Origin of the sequence: Arsenophonus apicola, from assembly GCF_020268605.1 — a bacterium.
Lineage (GTDB): Bacteria > Pseudomonadota > Gammaproteobacteria > Enterobacterales > Enterobacteriaceae > Arsenophonus > Arsenophonus apicola.
The window spans coordinates 884647-901589 of record NZ_CP084222.1 but is presented as its reverse complement, the minus strand read 5'-3'; the positions used below and the strand labels follow the sequence as shown (position 1 = coordinate 901589).

Genomic DNA, 16943 nt, shown 5'->3' with positions numbered 1-16943 from the left:
AGCGACAAGTATAGTGTTAGTTATCTTTTAGTAAATGCAGGCTGGCTAAAATATTTTTTGTCCTCCCAACGAAGTAAAGTCAGTTTTCCTCCCCAGCAACAACCGGTATCAAGTCCATAAATCCCTTTAGGCGTTCCTTTCCCTTCCAGGGAAGCCCAGTGACCAAAAATAATGGCATATTCTGGTGGAATTTTTCGTGGCAGATCAAACCAAGGCTTTAAAGGCGGAGGGGTGTTTTCAGGTTTATTTTTCCAGGCCATATTTAACTGACCGTCAGGAAAACAATAGCGCATCCGGGTTAGGACATTGGTACTAAAACGTAAACGGGATAATCCTGTTAAATTGGGCGACCAGTTGTTCGGCATATCACCATAGATAGAGTCGATAAATAAAGGATAGGTATCACTACTAAGAACAGCCTCTACTTCTCTAGCACACATCTGGGCTGTTGCTAAGTCCCATTGCGGTGTGATCCCAGCATGTGCCATGATGATTTTTTCCTTATTGTCCACTTGTAATAGCGGCTGACGTCGTAACCAATTAACTAGTTCATTAGCATCAGGGGCGGTTAGTAATTTTTTCAGTTTGTCTTTAGGTTTATTATGACTAATGTTGGCATATACACCGATAAGATGGAGATCATGATTACCTAGTACCATTCTGACGGATGAGCCTAATGTTTTAATGTAACGTAAAACTTTTAGAGAATCCGGGCCACGGGCGACCAGATCACCGGTGAGCCATAAAACATCTTTTTGTGGCTCAAATTTTACTTGTTTGAGAAGTGCCTTAAGTTCACGATAGCAACCGTGAATATCTCCGATAAGATAAGTAGCCATAATTAGTTTATAAGTGTTGGGATAGCAAGACGAAAGACTGGGATATCAACATAAAAATTTTTACCATCATTATCTAACATTACATAATGGCCTTCCATAGTTCCCATTGGCGTTTCTATAATAGCGCCACTGGTATAACGATATTCGGCGCCGGGTTGAATGATGGGTTGTTCTCCTACAACACCCTGGCCTTGTACTTCGGTGCGTTTACCATCACTATTAGTAATTAGCCAATAGCGGCTGATTAACTGTACTGGTGTACGGCCAAGATTACGAATAGAAATCGTATAGGCAAAAACAAACCGGGCTTCTTCTGGTAAAGATTGATTTTCAATATAGACACTTTGAACTTGTATGCAGATGTTTGGTTCATTTAGCATAGTGCCCCCAAAGTTTATCACTATCAGATCGTGGTTTTAGCCAATTGGCAGGCTAACTTACAATAATTTTCTACTGAAATATTTTCCGCGCGACAGTTAGGATCAATACCTAATTGTTCAAAATCCTGCACGCTAAATAAATCACTTAAACTATTACGAATCGTCTTACGGCGTTGATTAAATGCCTGGGTAGTAATACGACTTAATAATTTGACATCACAAATAGCGTAAGGGTTTCGTTGATGAGGAATTAAACGTACTACAGCTGAATCCACTTTTGGTGCTGGGGTAAAAGCCGAGGGAGGTACGGCTAGAATAGGGATTATCTGACAATAATATTGCGCCATAACGCTAAGACGACCATATGCTTTAGTATTTGGTCCTGCGACTAAGCGATTAACAACCTCTTTTTGTAGCATAAAGTTCATGTCAGCGATAGCGGTAGTATAAGTGAAAAGATGGAACATTAATGGGGTTGAAATATTATAAGGCAGGTTACCGAACACTCTAAGGGGTTGACCTTTTTCTTTCGCTATTGCGCCAAAATCGATCGTCATGGCATCGTTTTGTATAATTGTTAGTTTCGCCCTAAGTGCAGGGTGGGCGGCTAAACGGGCAGCAAGATCACGATCTAACTCAATTACTGTCATATTCTCTATCTGGTCACTGATGGGTAACGTCAGGGCGCCTAAACCAGGACCGATTTCAACAATAGCTTGATTAGGTTTTGGGTTAAATGCAGTCACCATACTGTCAATAATAAATGGGTCAGTTAAAAAATTTTGCCCAAAGCGCTTACGGGCAAAGTGCCCTTGATGGATTCGTTTATTCATTGTTATTTTGTATCATGCTAATAGCTAATTTTAAGGCAGTTATAAAACTGTTTGCATTTGCTTGCCCACTTCCTGCCAGCTCGATGGCGGTACCATGGTCAACCGATGTACGGATAAAGGGTAAGCCTAAAGTAATGTTTACCGCGTGACCAAAACCTTGATATTTTAGCACAGGTAGACCTTGATCGTGATACATGGCTAAGATTGCATCAGCTTGGTTCAGATATTTTGGCTGGAATAGGCTATCCGCTGGGAAAGGGCCATAAAGTTGCAATCCTTCATGACGCAATTTCTGGATAACTGGGATAATAGTGTCGATTTCCTCATGTCCCATATGTCCGCCTTCGCCGGCATGAGGATTTAATCCACAGATATAGATAGCGGGTGTTTTAATGCCAAATTTAGATTTTAACTCATTATTTAAAATATAAATAACTTGTTGTAGGCTCTCAAAAGTAATGGCATCTGCAACCTGTTTGAGCGGTATATGGGTCGTTGCCAGCGCGACACGCAATGTTTCTGTCGCTAACATCATGACCACTTTTTGGGCTTTACTTCTATCAGCAAAAAATTCAGTATGACCGGTAAAAGAAATGCCTGCATCATTGATAATTCCTTTATGGACAGGGCCGGTAACTAATGCTGAAAATTCACCGGTCATACAGCCATCACATGCGCGACTAAGGGTTTCTATTACATACGGGCTATTTTGTTTATTTAGTTGGCCTGTTTTGACTTCTGTGGGTAATTTTATCGGTAAAACCGTCAGTGTTTTGGCAGCTTGGCCGTTATTCAGAGAATCAGGCGAATAGATAGTTAATTCTAATTCTAAACAAAGTTGATTAGCCCGAGTTAGTAGCAGGTCTGGATCAGCACAAGCAACTAATCTAACCGGCCAATTTTGTAGAGCCAGTTGGATCAAAAGATCAGGACCTACCCCGGCCGGTTCACCCGGGGTGAGAACGATAGCGTTAGTTATTTTTCCCATAAAAATTATTGTGCATCACTATCATTAAGAATTTTTACATAGGCAGATGCGCGTAGCTCTTGCATCCAAATTTGTGCTTCTTCATTAAATTTACGATTGAATAACAGACGGTAGGCATGATCTTTCTGTGCTACATCGGTTTTATCAACTTGGCGCGTATCTTCTAACTGAATAAGATGCCAACCAAAAGAAGAGTGGATTGGCTGACTTATTTCCCCTTTACTTAACCGCATTAAACCATCACGAAATGCTGGATCATAAACATTGGGCATATTCCAACCAAGTTCACCACCTCGTAACGCAGAACCAGGATCTTGTGAGTATTTTTTAGCTGCTTCGGCAAAAGTTATTTGACCCGTTTTAATTTGCTGCGCAATTTGTTGTATTTTTGCGTGCGCTTGTTCGTTATTCATAATAGGTGAGAGCTTAATAAGAATATGGCGAGCTTTTACTTCGGTGACTGAAATGGGCATATTGCCACGTTGTATATCATTAAGTTTTAAGATATGAAATCCGACACTAGAACGTATAGGCCCAATGATATCACCTTTTTTCGCATGCTGAACTTGTTGAGCAAAAACGGTTGGCAATTCTTCCGCTTTACTCCAGCCCATTTGCCCACCTTTTAAGGCATTAGGGTCGGCAGAGTAAGTAATGGCAAGTTTACCAAAATCAGCGCCTTGCTTTAATTGAGCAATAATTTTATTTACCGTATCCATTGCTGATTGACTTTGTGCATTGGTTGGATTTTCTGGTAATGGGATCAAAATATGACTTAAGTTTACATTAGCATCCTGGCCGGCTTGCGAATTAAGTTGCGCAGCTAATGAATCGACTTCTTGCGGCAGAATAGTGATCCTCCGACGAACTTCATTATTACGTACTTCTGCGATCATCATTTCTCTACGAACATCGCTACGGTAATTTTGTAAATTGATGCCATCCATCGACAATCGTTGTTGCAATTGGCCAAGAGTTAATCCATTTTGTGCTGCAATATTGGCGATAGTAACGTCTATGGCTTGATCAGGAATTTGGATCTGCATTTTTTCAGCTATTTGCATAATAATTTTATCTATGATCAAACGTTCTAATATTTGGTGACGTAATGCATTTTCATCGGGAATTTGTTTTCCTGCATTTCTGGCGTTTATTCTTACGATATCTAGCATACTATCTACGTCACTTTGTAGCACAACGCCATCGTTAACGATAGCAGTCACTTTATCCAATTGCTGTAGCGCTGCTAGTGTGGTGGTACTGACTGAGAACAACAAGCCAATAATCAGTTTTCTCCAATAATTCATAAAATTCTCATTTTGTTCGATTATATTACGGTTTGATCCTATTTCAGGTTTCTTCTATTTGATAGATAAAAATATCAATTTTATTAGAAGGCTCGTTGATAAGGTAAAATACCACTAGCAAGCATATCCTGACTTCCCAAATTATGATTATTATTTAGGCCTTTTAGTTCCACATTGATTGACCATCGATTATCATAGTCACTACTGAAGTTTTGTTGTTGCCATCCCACAATTTTACGCTCATAACCCATATTAATTGACCAGCAGCAAGTACTATATTGTAAACCGATCAATCGACTCGCGGGTTGGTTTTCTTTCAAATCATAATAGTATGAGCCAACGAAGCCCCACTGATCGCCTAAAGGCCAACTTACTACCGCGCCAATTTGGGAAATTCCTTTTTGAAAGGCTGGTGCGGCTTCTTTAAGAGTTGCTTGAATATAATCGCGATCGACGAAACGATAATTCAGCTGCAATAAGCGATCTGAATCCAGACGATATTCTGTTATCACATTACCCATAGTAATATCACCCAGACGTCTATCATACTGGAGTCCGCCACGTAATCCCCAGTTATCAGTTAGTCGTAAATAAGCATCGCCCGCCCATAATAGTGAGCCAGTATTACTTTTATCTTCAATAGGCAAATCGGAATCTTCGGTTCTTGGACGTTCAAAATAGTATATTTGGCCGACAGAAAAATTAAACCGTTCAGTTAATTCTTCATCATAAATACGTGTAGTAATACCGGTTGTCAATTGGTTAGCAGAAGCGATACGATCGAGTCCACTATAGATGCGGTTACGGAATAAACCGTTATAGTCAGCCTGTAGTAAGGAAGAATCATAATTATTAATATCACTTTGATCACGATAAGGCACGTAAAGATATTGAACCCGAGGTTCTAACGTTTGTACATAATTGCTATTGATCAATAGGTCGCGTTCAAAAACCAGTTTTGCATCAGAAGTTAACGCGGGTAAGATACGAGTAACCTGTTTTTTCAGATTGCTATTAGCCAGGTTGGCAGGGATATCCTGATCATAATAGGTCGCCATCACCTTTACCGTATTGTTAATACTTGCCCAATCATTAGATAATGGCAGATTAAGTTCTGGTTCGATGTGTAACCGTGTGGCATCCGGATTATTGGCTCCAACACTAGTAATACGCGCTGCTTGAGCATAAGTTTTTAGATCAAATGGCCCCAAATCATTTTTATAATAGTTAAGATCTAATTGAGGTTCAGTTTTATAGGCTTTACTATTAGGTGAATCAACAAAAACCTGAAATTGTTTATGTGTTAAGGTTGCATTCCAGTTTGGTTGTGCATAACCGACACTGAATTTTTGGGTGGCATAACCGTCAGTACTATTACCATATTTAGAAGTAAAATCGGTGAAATATTTTGAATCACTGACTTTTGTATAATCAAAATTAAAGCGCCATACCTGATCGAGTACGCCAGAATGGCCCCAATATAACAACCAGCGATCATCACTATCACGAGCGGGATACTTGCCACTATTTTTATCTTTAATATAGCTGCGATCGTGCTTTAGCCAATCAACGGCAAGGGTACCGGCTCCAGCAATAGTTAGATAACGAAATTCGTTATTCAGTTTTACGCCACGAAAAGTCATAAATTGTGGTGTAATGGTGGCATCGTAATTAGGTGCAATATTCCAGTAAAAGGGAAGCGCGAAATCTAATCCTGAACCTTTAGAATAACTACCATTAGGTAATAAAAAACCGGAACGACGCTTATTGCCAATAGGTAATTGTAAATAAGGGCTATAAAAAACCGGTACATTAGCAATACGAAAGCGCGCATTCCATATTTCGGCAACTTCTTCTTCGCGATCTAAAATAACTTCTGAGCCAACAACACTCCAGCTATCATTACCGGGGAGGCAAGCAGTAAACATGCCTTTTTCTAAAATGGTATAGCGATTTTCACCCCGCAATTTCATTTTATTTGCGTAGCCGCGTCCCTGACGGCCTACCATTAAATAATCACCTTTTTCAACATCGGTATCTTTATTATTCAGATTTGACCATGCTTTAGGCCCTTTTAGGATAATTTGTGGATCATCATAATGTACATTTCCCGTTGCGACCACCGTACGCACTGGGTTTTGGCTCGTCGTTTCTGTTTGGGTCAATTTAACTTCATCGGCAGTGAGGGTCTGGTTACCTTGTTGAATATCTACATTACCTTTATACGCGATGAAATGAGGATATTCACCAGCCCCATCTTTTGCGGTGATATGGACGGGTAGATCATTGGGATTACCTTTCACGATGGGTTTAGTATATACCGGTACCCCTAGCATGCATTGTTCTGTTAGATCAGCATGGGCATGTTGGCTATGAACAGCTATCCAAATCATGGTAGCAAGTAGTGTCGGGTGACTTTTTTTCATCATTCTGTATGTAGTTCCTTCATCGATATTATCGTGTAGGCAAAAGTTCAACAATTAACGTACTTAACGGTTCTTGTCTGTATAAAACCATCAGCTATATATTTCAGGTTATTAGGCACAGAGTAGAATGAGTAGTATGATAATGCAAAATTATACTCAGGGCATTGGGGAATTGAGAAGTTTATGCGGTATTGGGGAAAAATTATTGGTCTAATGTTGGGGATCATGTCTGGCACTCATATTTGGGGTGTTATCATCGGTTTCATTATCGGTCATGCATATGATAAAGCATCAGAACAGCAAAATTTAGAGAAAACAGGCGCTAAACAGAACCGTCAGGCACTTTTTTTCGTCAGCACATTTCAAATTTTAGGCCATCTGACTAAAGCAAAAGGTCGAGTCACTGAAGTTGATATTAAACTGGCAACAAACCTAATGGACAGAATGCAGTTGCATGGTGATGCCAGAATTTCAGCACAAAATGCTTTTAGAGAAGGTAAAGAGCAAAAATTTCCTCTAAGGGAAACGCTGAAAAAATTACGTCGAGCTTGTTTTGGTCGATTTGATCTTATTCAGATGTTTCTGGAAATTCAAATACAAGCTGCTTTTGCTGATGGCGCTTTACATCCTAATGAGCGAAAAGTGTTGTTTATTATTGCAGAAGAGTTAGGCATTTCACATAATCAGTTTGAACAGTTCTTGCATATGATGGAAGGTGGCCGACGGTTTGAACATAGTAGTAACTATTCTTATGGTTCCAATCGCTATCGACATACTGCCCAAGGACCAACATTAGCAGATGCTTGTAAGGTATTAGGTGTGCAACCTAATGATGAACAAACCAAAATTAAACGTGCCTATCGCAAATTAATGGCTGAACATCATCCAGATAAATTGGTGGCTAAAGGGTTACCACCAGAAATGATGGAAATTGCTAAACAAAAAGCACAATCAATTCAAGCTGCTTATGATTTGATCAAGAAAGAACGTCATTTCAAATAATTTATAGTGTTAAACGTTTGTTGAATAAGTTTTCCAACTGCTAAAAATCTGCTTTACAAGTAAAATGGATAGGCGATCCATAAATTGGGTGAGTAATGTAAAGCTCTTCTGCATGTAATTGCAGGCGTGAGGAGAGTATTAGCGCCGCGTTATGGGCATAAAATCGATCACCAATAATGGGATGGCCGAGTGAAAGCAGATGAACACGTAATTGGTGGGAACGACCTGTAATCGGAATAAGTTTGACCAGCGTTGTTTGTTCTTCGTAAGCTAACACTTCGTATTTAGTTTGTGCTGGTTTACCGGTTGTAAAGCACACTTTTTGTTTAGGTCGATTTGGCCAATCGCAGATCAGCGGCAGATCGATGAGTCCTTTTTTATTGCTAATATGACCCCAAACTCTTGCCTGATAAATTTTTTGCGGTTCTCTTTCGCGGAATTGACGTTTTAACTCTTTTTCTACGGTTTTATTCAATGCCACGACCATAATTCCGCTGGTTGCCATATCCAGGCGATGAACAGATTCTGCGGTTGGGAAATCCGCCTGAACTCGTGTCATTATACTATCTTTATGTTCGGCCGCTTTACCCGGTACTGATAACAGGCCACTAGGTTTGTTAACCACAATAATATGCTGATCTTGATAAAGAATATGCAGCCATGGATCGGTAGGCGGATGGTAAAACATCTCATTTGCTCCAACGTGGCCAGAAACTTTATTGTTTCTGGCAATTAATAATTACTGATGGGTAACAATCACCAGGCGTATAGCATCTAATCGCCAATTAGCTTGCTCAATATTGAGCAATTGCTGTTGGCGTTCATGTTCAATAGCGCTTAATTCATCAGGGCGAATATTCGGATTGACAGATTTTAATGCCTCTAATCGCGAATACTCTAATGATAATGTTTTATCCGCTTGCGCTTTTGCTTCAGTAATCAACCTACTTGCTTCTTTTTCTATCATGGTTTTAGAAAGTTGGAGTATATTATGTACCTCTTTTTGTACGGCATTTACTAACTTACTACCTGTATGGCGATTGACCGCTTTTAGCTGACGGTTAAAACTTTCAAATTCAACCTGCTTAGCAAGATCATTGCCTTTTAAATCCATTAGGATACGAATTGGTGTAGGTGGTAAAAAGCGAGTGACTTGTAGATTTTTGGGTGCTTGTGCTTCAACAACATAAATCAATTCAGTAAGCAGTGTTCCAACCGGTAAGGTTTTATTTTTTAATAGTGACACTGCACAACTGCCAATTTCGCCTGAAAGAATCAAATCCATCCCATTACGAATAATGGGATGTTCCCAGCTAATAAATTGGGTATCTTCTCTAGAGAGTGCCTGAGTACGATCAAAGGTAATAGTACAACCATCTTGAGGCAAGCCAGGAAAATCAGGTATCAACATATGTTCAGCAGGTGTAAGAACGATCAGATTATCGCTACGATCCTCTTGGTTAATACCAATGATATCGAACAAATTTAATGAAAAATTAATTAAATCGATACTATTATCTTGTTCTGCAATTTGATTGGCTAATATTTGACCAGCCTCGCCGCCATTAGAATTCATTTCTAATAAGCGATCACGTCCTTGCTCTAATTGGGTTTTCAGTTGGTTATGTTTGGCTCGGCAGGACTTAATAAAATCCTCAAAATTATCAAGCAGGGTCGGTTTAGCCAAATAATCAATCAGTTGCGGATAATATTTATCATAAATAGCGCGTCCAGTTGGACAAGTATATTCAAAGGCATCAAGCCCCTCATGATACCAACGTAGCAAAATAGCTTGGGCCGTATTTTCAAGGTAAGTTACACTAATTTGGATATCCCTGTTTTGACCGATCCGATCCAAACGACCAATTCTTTGTTCAAGCAAATCGGGATTAAAAGGTAAGTCAAACATAACCAACTGGTTGGCGAATTGGAAATTACGTCCTTCAGAACCAATTTCTGAGCATAGTAATACCTGAGCGCCTTGTTCTTGGGAGGCAAAATAGGCTGCCGCCCGATCCCGTTCCAGTAATGTTAGATTTTCATGAAAAACGGCCGCTCTAATCGCTTCTTTTTCTCTTAATACCTGTTCCAATTGTATGGCAGTCGTCGCTTGAGAACAGATAACTAAAACTTTTTCTTGCCGATGGGTTGTTAAGAACTGCTTAAGCCATTCAACGCGAGGATCAAAATTCCACCAAGTTGCATTTTCACCTTCGAATGTCTGATAAATTTGCTCAGGGTAGAGCATCTCCCGAGCAGTGATATCAACGGATTTCTTAGCATTCATTATGCCAGCAACTTTAATTGCTGTTTGGTACTGTGGGGGTAACGGTAACTTAATAGCATGTAGTTCACGCCGAGGGAAGCCTTTAACACCATTACGGGTATTGCGAAATAGTAAACGGCTCGTTCCATGACGATCCATCAACATGCTAATCAATTCCTGGCGTGCCTTTTCACTTTCTTCATTATCACTATTACTGGCTTTAAGCAGAGGCTCAATATCTTGCTCTTTAATTAATTCTGTCAGTAAATTTTGCTGCCTATTATTTAATTTTTCACTTAAGAGCAACAAGCTAACGGCTTCGGCAACAGGACTATAATTTTGTTGTTCTTCAATGAAGTGTTGATAGCTATGAAAGCGATTAGGATCCAGTAAACGCAGACGAGCAAAATGGCTCTCTTGCCCCAATTGTTCAGGAGTTGCAGTTAATAACAGCACTGAAGAAATTTGTTGAGCGAGCGTGTCGATAGCTTGGTATTCACGGCTAGGCGACTGTTCACTCCAGACCAGGTGATGGGCTTCATCAACAACCATTATATCCCAATTAGCTTCCAGCAGATGATCAAAACGTTTTTTATTGCGGCGAACGAAATCAAGAGAACAGATAACCAACTGCTCTGTTTCAAAAGGATTCTCGCTATCGTGTAATGATTCACTATAACGGCTGTCATCAAACAGTGAAAAATGCAAATTAAAACGGCGCAGCATTTCGACTAGCCATTGGTGTTGCAAACTTTCAGGTACAATAATCAAGACCCGTTCAATACGCCCAGCAAGTAGTTGTTGATGAATGATCATTCCTGCTTCAATGGTTTTGCCTAATCCAACTTCGTCCGCTAACAAAACGCGTGGATGATGACGTTTACCCACTTCATGAGCAATATAAAGTTGGTGGGGGATCAAATTGGCGCGAATACCTCTTAGTCCACCGGTTTGGTGACCAAATTGTTGGTATTGGAAACTCAACGCGCGATAGCGTAATGCAAAACGATCCATTCGATCAAGTTGACCGGCAAACAAACGATCTTGTGGTTTATTAAATGTTAATTTGCTATCAAGAAACACTTCGCGCAGACTGACATTTTTTTCATCGGAATCGATACGAGTTCCTGTATAGACAAGTACTCCCTCCTCTTGTTGTACATAGTCAACTCTAAGCTGCCAGCCTTCATGGCTGGTGATCAGATCGCCTTCATTAAACATAACGCGTGTAATTGGTGCATCATTTATCGAATAAAGGCGATTTTCTCCGCTTGCGGGGAAAAGTAATGTAACCATGCGGTTATCAATAGCCACCACGGTACCTAATCCAAGTTCACTTTCTGTATCGCTTATCCAGCGTTGACCAAGAATAAATGGCATAAATTTTAACTCAGTTTATCCGTATGTTTGAGAAAATTATGGGTTGTTTGTTTTGAAGAGAGTAAATTATATTAATCATAAAATAATATCTTACTCTCTTTTTGAAAGGACTGTATGTTAATAAATGCGGTGCCAATAGTCACCTATAAAAATGCTTTTTGATAAGATATTATCATTTATTTGTGTTGTAACAGAGAATGTTAACGTATTAAGCAGATGAAAAAAAGAACAAATTACCATTTTTTATAAATCTATATCCTACCGTTTTGCCCATTAATTTATAATTAACTCATATATAAAGCAAATTATATAGATATTATCGTTAATTAAATATTGATAAAAAATAAAGTATAGAAATAAAAAAGTTATATTATGTGAAAATCTTGGCTGTAGTAAAATTTTTTATCATAGTTATTAAAATTATCTGCTTGATCCTTAAAACCCAACTTAATCTAATAAACTTTAGTATAAATAATACCTCAATATTAGATTAAGATTGGGTAGTTAATTAGTTTTTTTCAATAATTTGTGGAAAAATATAATTAATCGTCATTCTTTAAAAGTAAATTAAAGCGAAAGCCATCGACTCTCTCGAATTCTAATTCAAGAGGCAGGGTATCTGAATTGACTTCAATTTGATTTGTAGTAGCATTGTATTCAAAGTAAGTCGCAGTGTTAAATTTAACTAAATTATATTTATCATAAATGACGAGATGAGCAACATGTTGCATACCATCATCAAGAATTTTACCTACTGTAACAAAATCTTTGTCTGAATCGATATATGCTGCTTAGTCAATTCCATGCACACGGATAAACGCCCGGTAAGGAAAACCATCACCAGTTTTGTTTAAAAAACGAATGGCTAATTGTTCTTGATTATTTGACATATATAACCTCATTTATTGTTTGGTATATTAAAATTTGACTAATAAAATGCGTATTTATATTTCATATAAAACAAGAACTACATTGCTTTAAGAGATATATAAAATCAAATTCAAAATTTAGCATTTTCATTATTAAATTTCGCTATTGTTTTTTTATTTTTATAGAAAAAATGGATTTTCATTTAAAGAATAAAAAATAAAATTTATTCATGAAAAAATAAAACAGAGATATAACATTATAATGAAAATATCATACAATTAGTGTAGTTATTATAATAATTTAAATTTTTTATTATTATTTTTTAAAATATATATAAAATTACTTCAACGAAGTAGTTAACATCAATATTTTATAATATTTGAGTGGGTTAGTAAGCTAAAAATAGCTTGATTATTTCTAATTAATTAATTTTGCATATTAATAATTTTTATTTTCTTAGTCACTTAAAATTATTATTTAACTACTTGATTATTGTAATTAGTGAGCAACAATCTTATCTTTTGCTAAAGGAGTGATATATAGTAAAATGTCCAGTGTAGTTTGGCCGTTATATTTAATAAAATTTCACACTATTTTAAATATCCTATTTAACATACCAGTTGTTTTTATCAAATCCATATAACAATTGATTTAATATTTCATTAAGTAAATAGTGTGCTTAATAGCTTTTTTCAAATTTATTTTGTTGAAAGCGAGATGGGATAATGAATATCAATATAAGAAAAATGATGCGATAAGTTAATGTCAGTTTTATTTACAGAATTATTGCTTCTATATTATTAAAAAAGATAATTATTAAATATTGGTGAAATTTATGATATATTTGTGTTTCTTTAATTTATGGAAAAAATAAAATTTTTTGGTACTTGATATTTTTTAATATTTAAAACAGATTTTATTTAAATAAAAAATAAGCAGGTATGTCCCTAACAAAATTGTGGCAACATCTCTCTTTATTATAGCGAAAAATGATATTGCCTTTTGTTAATATAAGGCACCGCATTATAAATGTAAAAAATATCCTCCAATTATTTGATAAAGAGTGAATTAATGATTAATTAATTTTATAACTAATGTCAGGAATGAGATATACCTAGCAGTATGCTTGCTGGGGTTAAACCATTAATTAGACAGTCTGGTTGACCATCATAGGCGATTTTTCCTTCTGTAATGACGATAGCGCGAGTTGCTATTTGGCTCGTATCTTCCAAATTATGGGAAACCATCAGTAAGGTCAATTGGCGTTCATCACACACCTGTTTAAGTAATGTTAACATTTCATTACGTAAAGCCGGATCAAGGGCAGAAAAAGGTTCATCTAACAATAAAATTGGTTTTTGGCGGATCAAACAACGCGCTAACGCAGTACGTTGACGTTGTCCGCCGGATATTTGAGCGGGTAAACGAGTGATACAATTATTAAGCGAAACTTGTTCTATGATCTGTTTTACTGCGCGATGTTGCGCTTGATTCAAACGTAAATTTGGTGAAATACCTAGCGCAATATTTTGCCAAACAGTTAAATGAGAAAACAGATTATTTTCCTGGAAAAGCATGGAAACCGGCCGCTTGGCGGGTGAGGTAGCAGTATGATTTTGTCTATTTAGCCAAATTTCACCCTGCCTTGGATATTGAAATCCGGCGATCAAATCCAATAGCGTACTTTTGCCTGCGCCACTAGGGCCTAATATCGCCACCCTTTCGGCTTTATTTATTTGAAAATCAAACTGCATGGTTAGATTTTCATAACAATAGACAAGGTGATCTAATTTAATCATGCTCTTTTCCTGATAAATATTCTAATAAACTGAATAAGCTGAAACAAAGTAATAGCATTAACAATGCAGTAACTGCCGCATCATTATTACGGTAAGAGCCTAATTGTTGGTAGAGATAATAAGGTAGGGTGCGAAAGTTTTCATTACCAAACAATGCAATAACACCAAAATCACCTATTGAGAGTATACAGGCAAAAGCGAAGGCTTGTCCTATTGTACGTTTTAAGGCTTTTAATTCAATTAGAATGAGTCGATTTATACTTTTGATCTGTAATGAAAGGCATAATAAATTATAGCGTTCCGCTAAATCATACATCGGATTTTCTAATATTTTTAAAGCATAAGGAATAGCCATTAAAGCATTTGTTAAGATGATTAAAGTATAAGGTGAATAAGTTAAACTAAGGGTATTATTCAGCAATAAAAAGAAACCAGTTGCTAAAACTATGCCTGGCATTGCAAGTATCAATAATCCACTCAATTCAAGAATTCGATAGGGGAGCATTGAGTGGCGCAGACGTAATTCGCGACTACTCCAAAGCAGCATCATAGTAAAAATAATACAAAGTACGCCAGCACTAATCGCGATAAAAACCGAATTAATAAATGCTTGCCATAAGCCAGGCTGTTGTAACACGTGTAATAGTGTTAAGTTTAAACCATCAATGATAATCGCCAATAAAGGTAGAAGTAGGAAAAATATTGTAATACTAATCAGTAGCTTGTCCCACCATTTTTGCCAGCGATTATCAGCTGGGTTTTTCCACTGAAATTGTCGACTAACGCCGACGGAAAAAATAACATTTAATTTTTGGCTTAATAATACTAAGCCTAAACAGCAAAAAAGTTGGATCAGGGCCAGCAAAGCGGCTTTATTTAGATCAAAATCATAACTTAACGATTGATAGAGAGCCAATTCAATAGTGGTTGCAGCAGGTCCCCCACCAAGCGTTAGTACAGTAGCAAAACTAGCAAAGCACAGCATAAAAATCAGGCTGGATGTTGGTAAAATCTGTCGCCTAAGATAAGGCCATTCAACAATACGAAAATGTTGCCATTGGTTCATACCTAGCTGAGCGGCAAGCTGGCGTTGCTCAACAGCTATACTTTCTAGTGCGAGCAATAACATTCGGCTAGCTAATGGTAAATTAAAAAAGATATGTGCTAATAAAATACCTTTTAGGCCATAAGGCGTAAATTGGTAATTAATACCTAACCATTGACAAAATTGAGCGATCCATCCCACTCGACCATAGACAGTTAATAAACCAAAAATAGCCACCAGAACAGGCAATACCAGTGTCATAGAGCATAAGCGTAAAAATAGTGTACGACCGGGAAAATGGCGCCGAAAAAGGGCTTTGGCTAAAAATATCGCTGGGATAACCGATAATAAGGTTGATAGTAATGCTTGCCAAAAAGTAAAACCAATGACATGCCATAAATAGCTATCATCAATAAATCCTCGCCAACTTATTTGAGGTGCGTGTAACCATAAAGTGCTGAACGTAACTACAGCAATAGTGATTAATAGGCCGGACACGACTACACCAGGCCAAAGTGAACTGCCTATTGGTGGCTGACGGCATTTTGCCATAAATAGATCCAATCATTGCGATGTTGAGTAATATCTTCTGCATTAAATTGTAATGATTTTTTCGGCACAGGTATTTGTTGATAAACGTTAGGTAAGGGGATATCAATAACCGGATACATCCAGTTGGTTGTCGGCAACGTTTTTTGGAAGGTTGGCGATAGCATAAATTGCATGAATTGTTGAGCTAGTTTAGGTTGTTTACTCGTTGCTAATTGGGCAGCAACTTCAATTTGCAGATAATGGCCCTCACTAAATATTGCCGCAGCATAATTATTTTTTTTATCATTTAACAGATGAAAACCGGGTGAAGAGCTATAACTGAGGACAAAGTCACTTTCACCTTTTAAGAACAGTCCATATGATTCGCTCCAACCTTTGGTAACAGTTACGGTTTTTGCGGCTATTTTTTGCCAAACTTGGGCACTATTTTCTGCATAAATTTTTTGTATCCAAAGTAACAACCCTAAGCCTGGTGTACTGGTACGTGGATCTTGATAAATAATTTTCCATGGTTGGGGACTATTAATCAGTTCATCGAGACTTTTTGGTACTTCAGTGACCCGCGTTTTATCATAAATAAAAGCAAAATAACCATAATCATAAGGGATAAAAATATTGTTATTACATTTTATAGGTAATTTCAGTTGACTCATGTCAATTTGACTTACAGTAAATAAGCCAGTTTTTTTTGCCAGATCAATTAAGTTATTATCAAGTCCAAGGACAATATCGGCAGGACTATTTCTTCCTTCCATTCTAAGTCGATTTAATAACGCGACTCCATCATTTAGACCAATTAGTTTGAGCTCACAGTTACATATTTGTTCAAAGGCAGGCTTGATTGTAGGCCCTGGCCCCCAATCTGCGATAAAGGAATCATAAGTGTAAACGGTTAATATCGGTTTTGCTTGGAGCGCGAAAGCTGAACAACAAATTAAGCTAGCACTAACTATTTTTAGCAGTACATTCTTCAATACTGAGTTCTCCTATATAATTAAATAATAGTGATGCTATAGGATCTGAGGAATAGACAGTAATGAAGCTATTTATTGATGAATAAATCATTAGAGTGGCTCAAATCCCTACGCCGATGTTAATCGGATCAGGTTCGACGAGTTTTTCTCAGCCAGCTATTAACAATATTGAGCATAGCTAACACCCCGTTGAGATGGCCTTATTGTAAGATGTTATCTTATAATTGCAAATACTATATTTGATAAAGGCTTACCATATAGAGTAGTATGAAACAATAAGCT

Annotated in this window: 13 protein-coding genes and 1 riboswitch; of the genes, 1 reads left to right on the top strand and 12 read right to left on the bottom strand. The window is 37.4% G+C overall.

What is annotated here, in order from left to right; genetic code table 11:
* Nucleotides 1-20 precede the first annotated feature (20 nt).
* The 6 genes from apaH to lptD form a co-directional block, all read right to left on the bottom strand.
* Complete coding sequence (gene apaH, locus LDL57_RS03900; protein ID WP_180560135.1) at nt 21-839, bottom strand: bis(5'-nucleosyl)-tetraphosphatase (symmetrical) ApaH; 819 nt, start codon at nt 837-839, stop codon at nt 21-23.
* Nucleotides 840-841: 2 nt separating this feature from the next.
* The gene (gene apaG / locus LDL57_RS03895) at nt 842-1219 is read right to left on the bottom strand and encodes a Co2+/Mg2+ efflux facilitator ApaG/CorD (protein WP_180560136.1); all 378 of its coding nucleotides are present in this window, start codon (nt 1217-1219) and stop codon (nt 842-844) included.
* A gap of 23 nt (nt 1220-1242) precedes the next feature.
* The gene (gene rsmA / locus LDL57_RS03890; RefSeq protein ID WP_180560137.1) at nt 1243-2052 is read right to left on the bottom strand and encodes a 16S rRNA (adenine(1518)-N(6)/adenine(1519)-N(6))-dimethyltransferase RsmA; all 810 of its coding nucleotides are present in this window, start codon (nt 2050-2052) and stop codon (nt 1243-1245) included.
* The gene (gene pdxA / locus LDL57_RS03885; protein WP_180560138.1) at nt 2045-3040 is read right to left on the bottom strand and encodes a 4-hydroxythreonine-4-phosphate dehydrogenase PdxA; all 996 of its coding nucleotides are present in this window, start codon (nt 3038-3040) and stop codon (nt 2045-2047) included. The genes rsmA and pdxA overlap by 8 nt, the downstream gene beginning before the upstream one ends.
* A gap of 5 nt (nt 3041-3045) precedes the next feature.
* Nucleotides 3046-4347 carry a peptidylprolyl isomerase SurA gene (gene surA, locus LDL57_RS03880; RefSeq protein WP_225507089.1) on the bottom strand — a complete coding sequence of 434 codons (1302 nt, stop codon included), beginning with the start codon at nt 4345-4347 and terminating at the stop codon, nt 3046-3048.
* Between the two features lie 83 nt (nt 4348-4430).
* Nucleotides 4431-6773 (bottom strand): LPS assembly protein LptD, encoded by a 2343-nt coding sequence (gene lptD, locus LDL57_RS03875; protein WP_225507465.1) that lies wholly within the window; start codon nt 6771-6773, stop codon nt 4431-4433.
* A gap of 183 nt (nt 6774-6956) precedes the next feature.
* On the opposite strand from lptD, the gene djlA reads away from it, so the two are divergent.
* Nucleotides 6957-7775 (top strand): co-chaperone DjlA, encoded by an 819-nt coding sequence (gene djlA, locus LDL57_RS03870; protein WP_180560140.1) that lies wholly within the window; start codon nt 6957-6959, stop codon nt 7773-7775.
* 40 nt (nt 7776-7815) lie between these two features.
* Here the strand turns inward: djlA and rluA are convergent, their stop codons facing one another.
* The 6 genes from rluA to thiB all read right to left on the bottom strand — a co-directional run bounded on the left by rluA (nt 7816) and on the right by thiB (nt 16649).
* Nucleotides 7816-8463, bottom strand: coding sequence for a bifunctional tRNA pseudouridine(32) synthase/23S rRNA pseudouridine(746) synthase RluA (gene rluA, locus LDL57_RS03865; protein ID WP_180560141.1), 648 nt, complete (start codon nt 8461-8463; stop codon nt 7816-7818).
* Nucleotides 8464-8514: 51 nt separating this feature from the next.
* Complete coding sequence (rapA, locus tag LDL57_RS03860; protein WP_180560142.1) at nt 8515-11421, bottom strand: RNA polymerase-associated protein RapA; 2907 nt, start codon at nt 11419-11421, stop codon at nt 8515-8517.
* Nucleotides 11422-11963: 542 nt separating this feature from the next.
* Nucleotides 11964-12203 carry a hypothetical protein gene (locus LDL57_RS18340; protein ID WP_510516325.1) on the bottom strand — a complete coding sequence of 80 codons (240 nt, stop codon included), beginning with the start codon at nt 12201-12203 and terminating at the stop codon, nt 11964-11966.
* A gap of 1185 nt (nt 12204-13388) precedes the next feature.
* Nucleotides 13389-14090, bottom strand: a complete 702-nt coding sequence (gene thiQ / locus LDL57_RS03855) for a thiamine ABC transporter ATP-binding protein ThiQ (RefSeq protein ID WP_180560144.1) — start codon at nt 14088-14090, stop codon at nt 13389-13391.
* Nucleotides 14083-15687, bottom strand: coding sequence for a thiamine/thiamine pyrophosphate ABC transporter permease ThiP (thiP, locus tag LDL57_RS03850; RefSeq protein ID WP_225507088.1), 1605 nt, complete (start codon nt 15685-15687; stop codon nt 14083-14085). Before thiP ends, thiQ begins: the two co-directional genes overlap by 8 nt.
* Nucleotides 15660-16649 carry a thiamine ABC transporter substrate binding subunit gene (gene thiB / locus LDL57_RS03845; RefSeq protein WP_202881810.1) on the bottom strand — a complete coding sequence of 330 codons (990 nt, stop codon included), beginning with the start codon at nt 16647-16649 and terminating at the stop codon, nt 15660-15662. Before thiB ends, thiP begins: the two co-directional genes overlap by 28 nt.
* Before the next feature lie 99 nt (nt 16650-16748).
* Nucleotides 16749-16860, bottom strand: a riboswitch (TPP riboswitch).
* Nucleotides 16861-16943: the final 83 nt, after the last annotated feature.

Excerpts from the sequence above, each read along its gene's own strand:
- thiQ (WP_180560144.1), bottom strand. The coding sequence starts at position 14,090 with ATGATTAAATTAGATCACCTTGTCTATTGTTATGAAAATCTAACCATG.
- rsmA (WP_180560137.1), bottom strand. The coding sequence starts at position 2,052 with ATGAATAAACGAATCCATCAAGGGCACTTTGCCCGTAAGCGCTTTGGG.
- thiP (WP_225507088.1), bottom strand. The coding sequence starts at position 15,687 with ATGGCAAAATGCCGTCAGCCACCAATAGGCAGTTCACTTTGGCCTGGT.
- apaH (WP_180560135.1), bottom strand. The coding sequence starts at position 839 with ATGGCTACTTATCTTATCGGAGATATTCACGGTTGCTATCGTGAACTT.
- rapA (WP_180560142.1), bottom strand. The coding sequence starts at position 11,421 with ATGCCATTTATTCTTGGTCAACGCTGGATAAGCGATACAGAAAGTGAA.
- lptD (WP_225507465.1), bottom strand. The coding sequence starts at position 6,773 with ATGAAAAAAAGTCACCCGACACTACTTGCTACCATGATTTGGATAGCT.
- rluA (WP_180560141.1), bottom strand. The coding sequence starts at position 8,463 with ATGTTTTACCATCCGCCTACCGATCCATGGCTGCATATTCTTTATCAA.
- apaG (WP_180560136.1), bottom strand. The coding sequence starts at position 1,219 with ATGCTAAATGAACCAAACATCTGCATACAAGTTCAAAGTGTCTATATT.
- pdxA (WP_180560138.1), bottom strand. The coding sequence starts at position 3,040 with ATGGGAAAAATAACTAACGCTATCGTTCTCACCCCGGGTGAACCGGCC.
- djlA (WP_180560140.1), top strand. The coding sequence starts at position 6,957 with ATGCGGTATTGGGGAAAAATTATTGGTCTAATGTTGGGGATCATGTCT.
- surA (WP_225507089.1), bottom strand. The coding sequence starts at position 4,347 with ATGAATTATTGGAGAAAACTGATTATTGGCTTGTTGTTCTCAGTCAGT.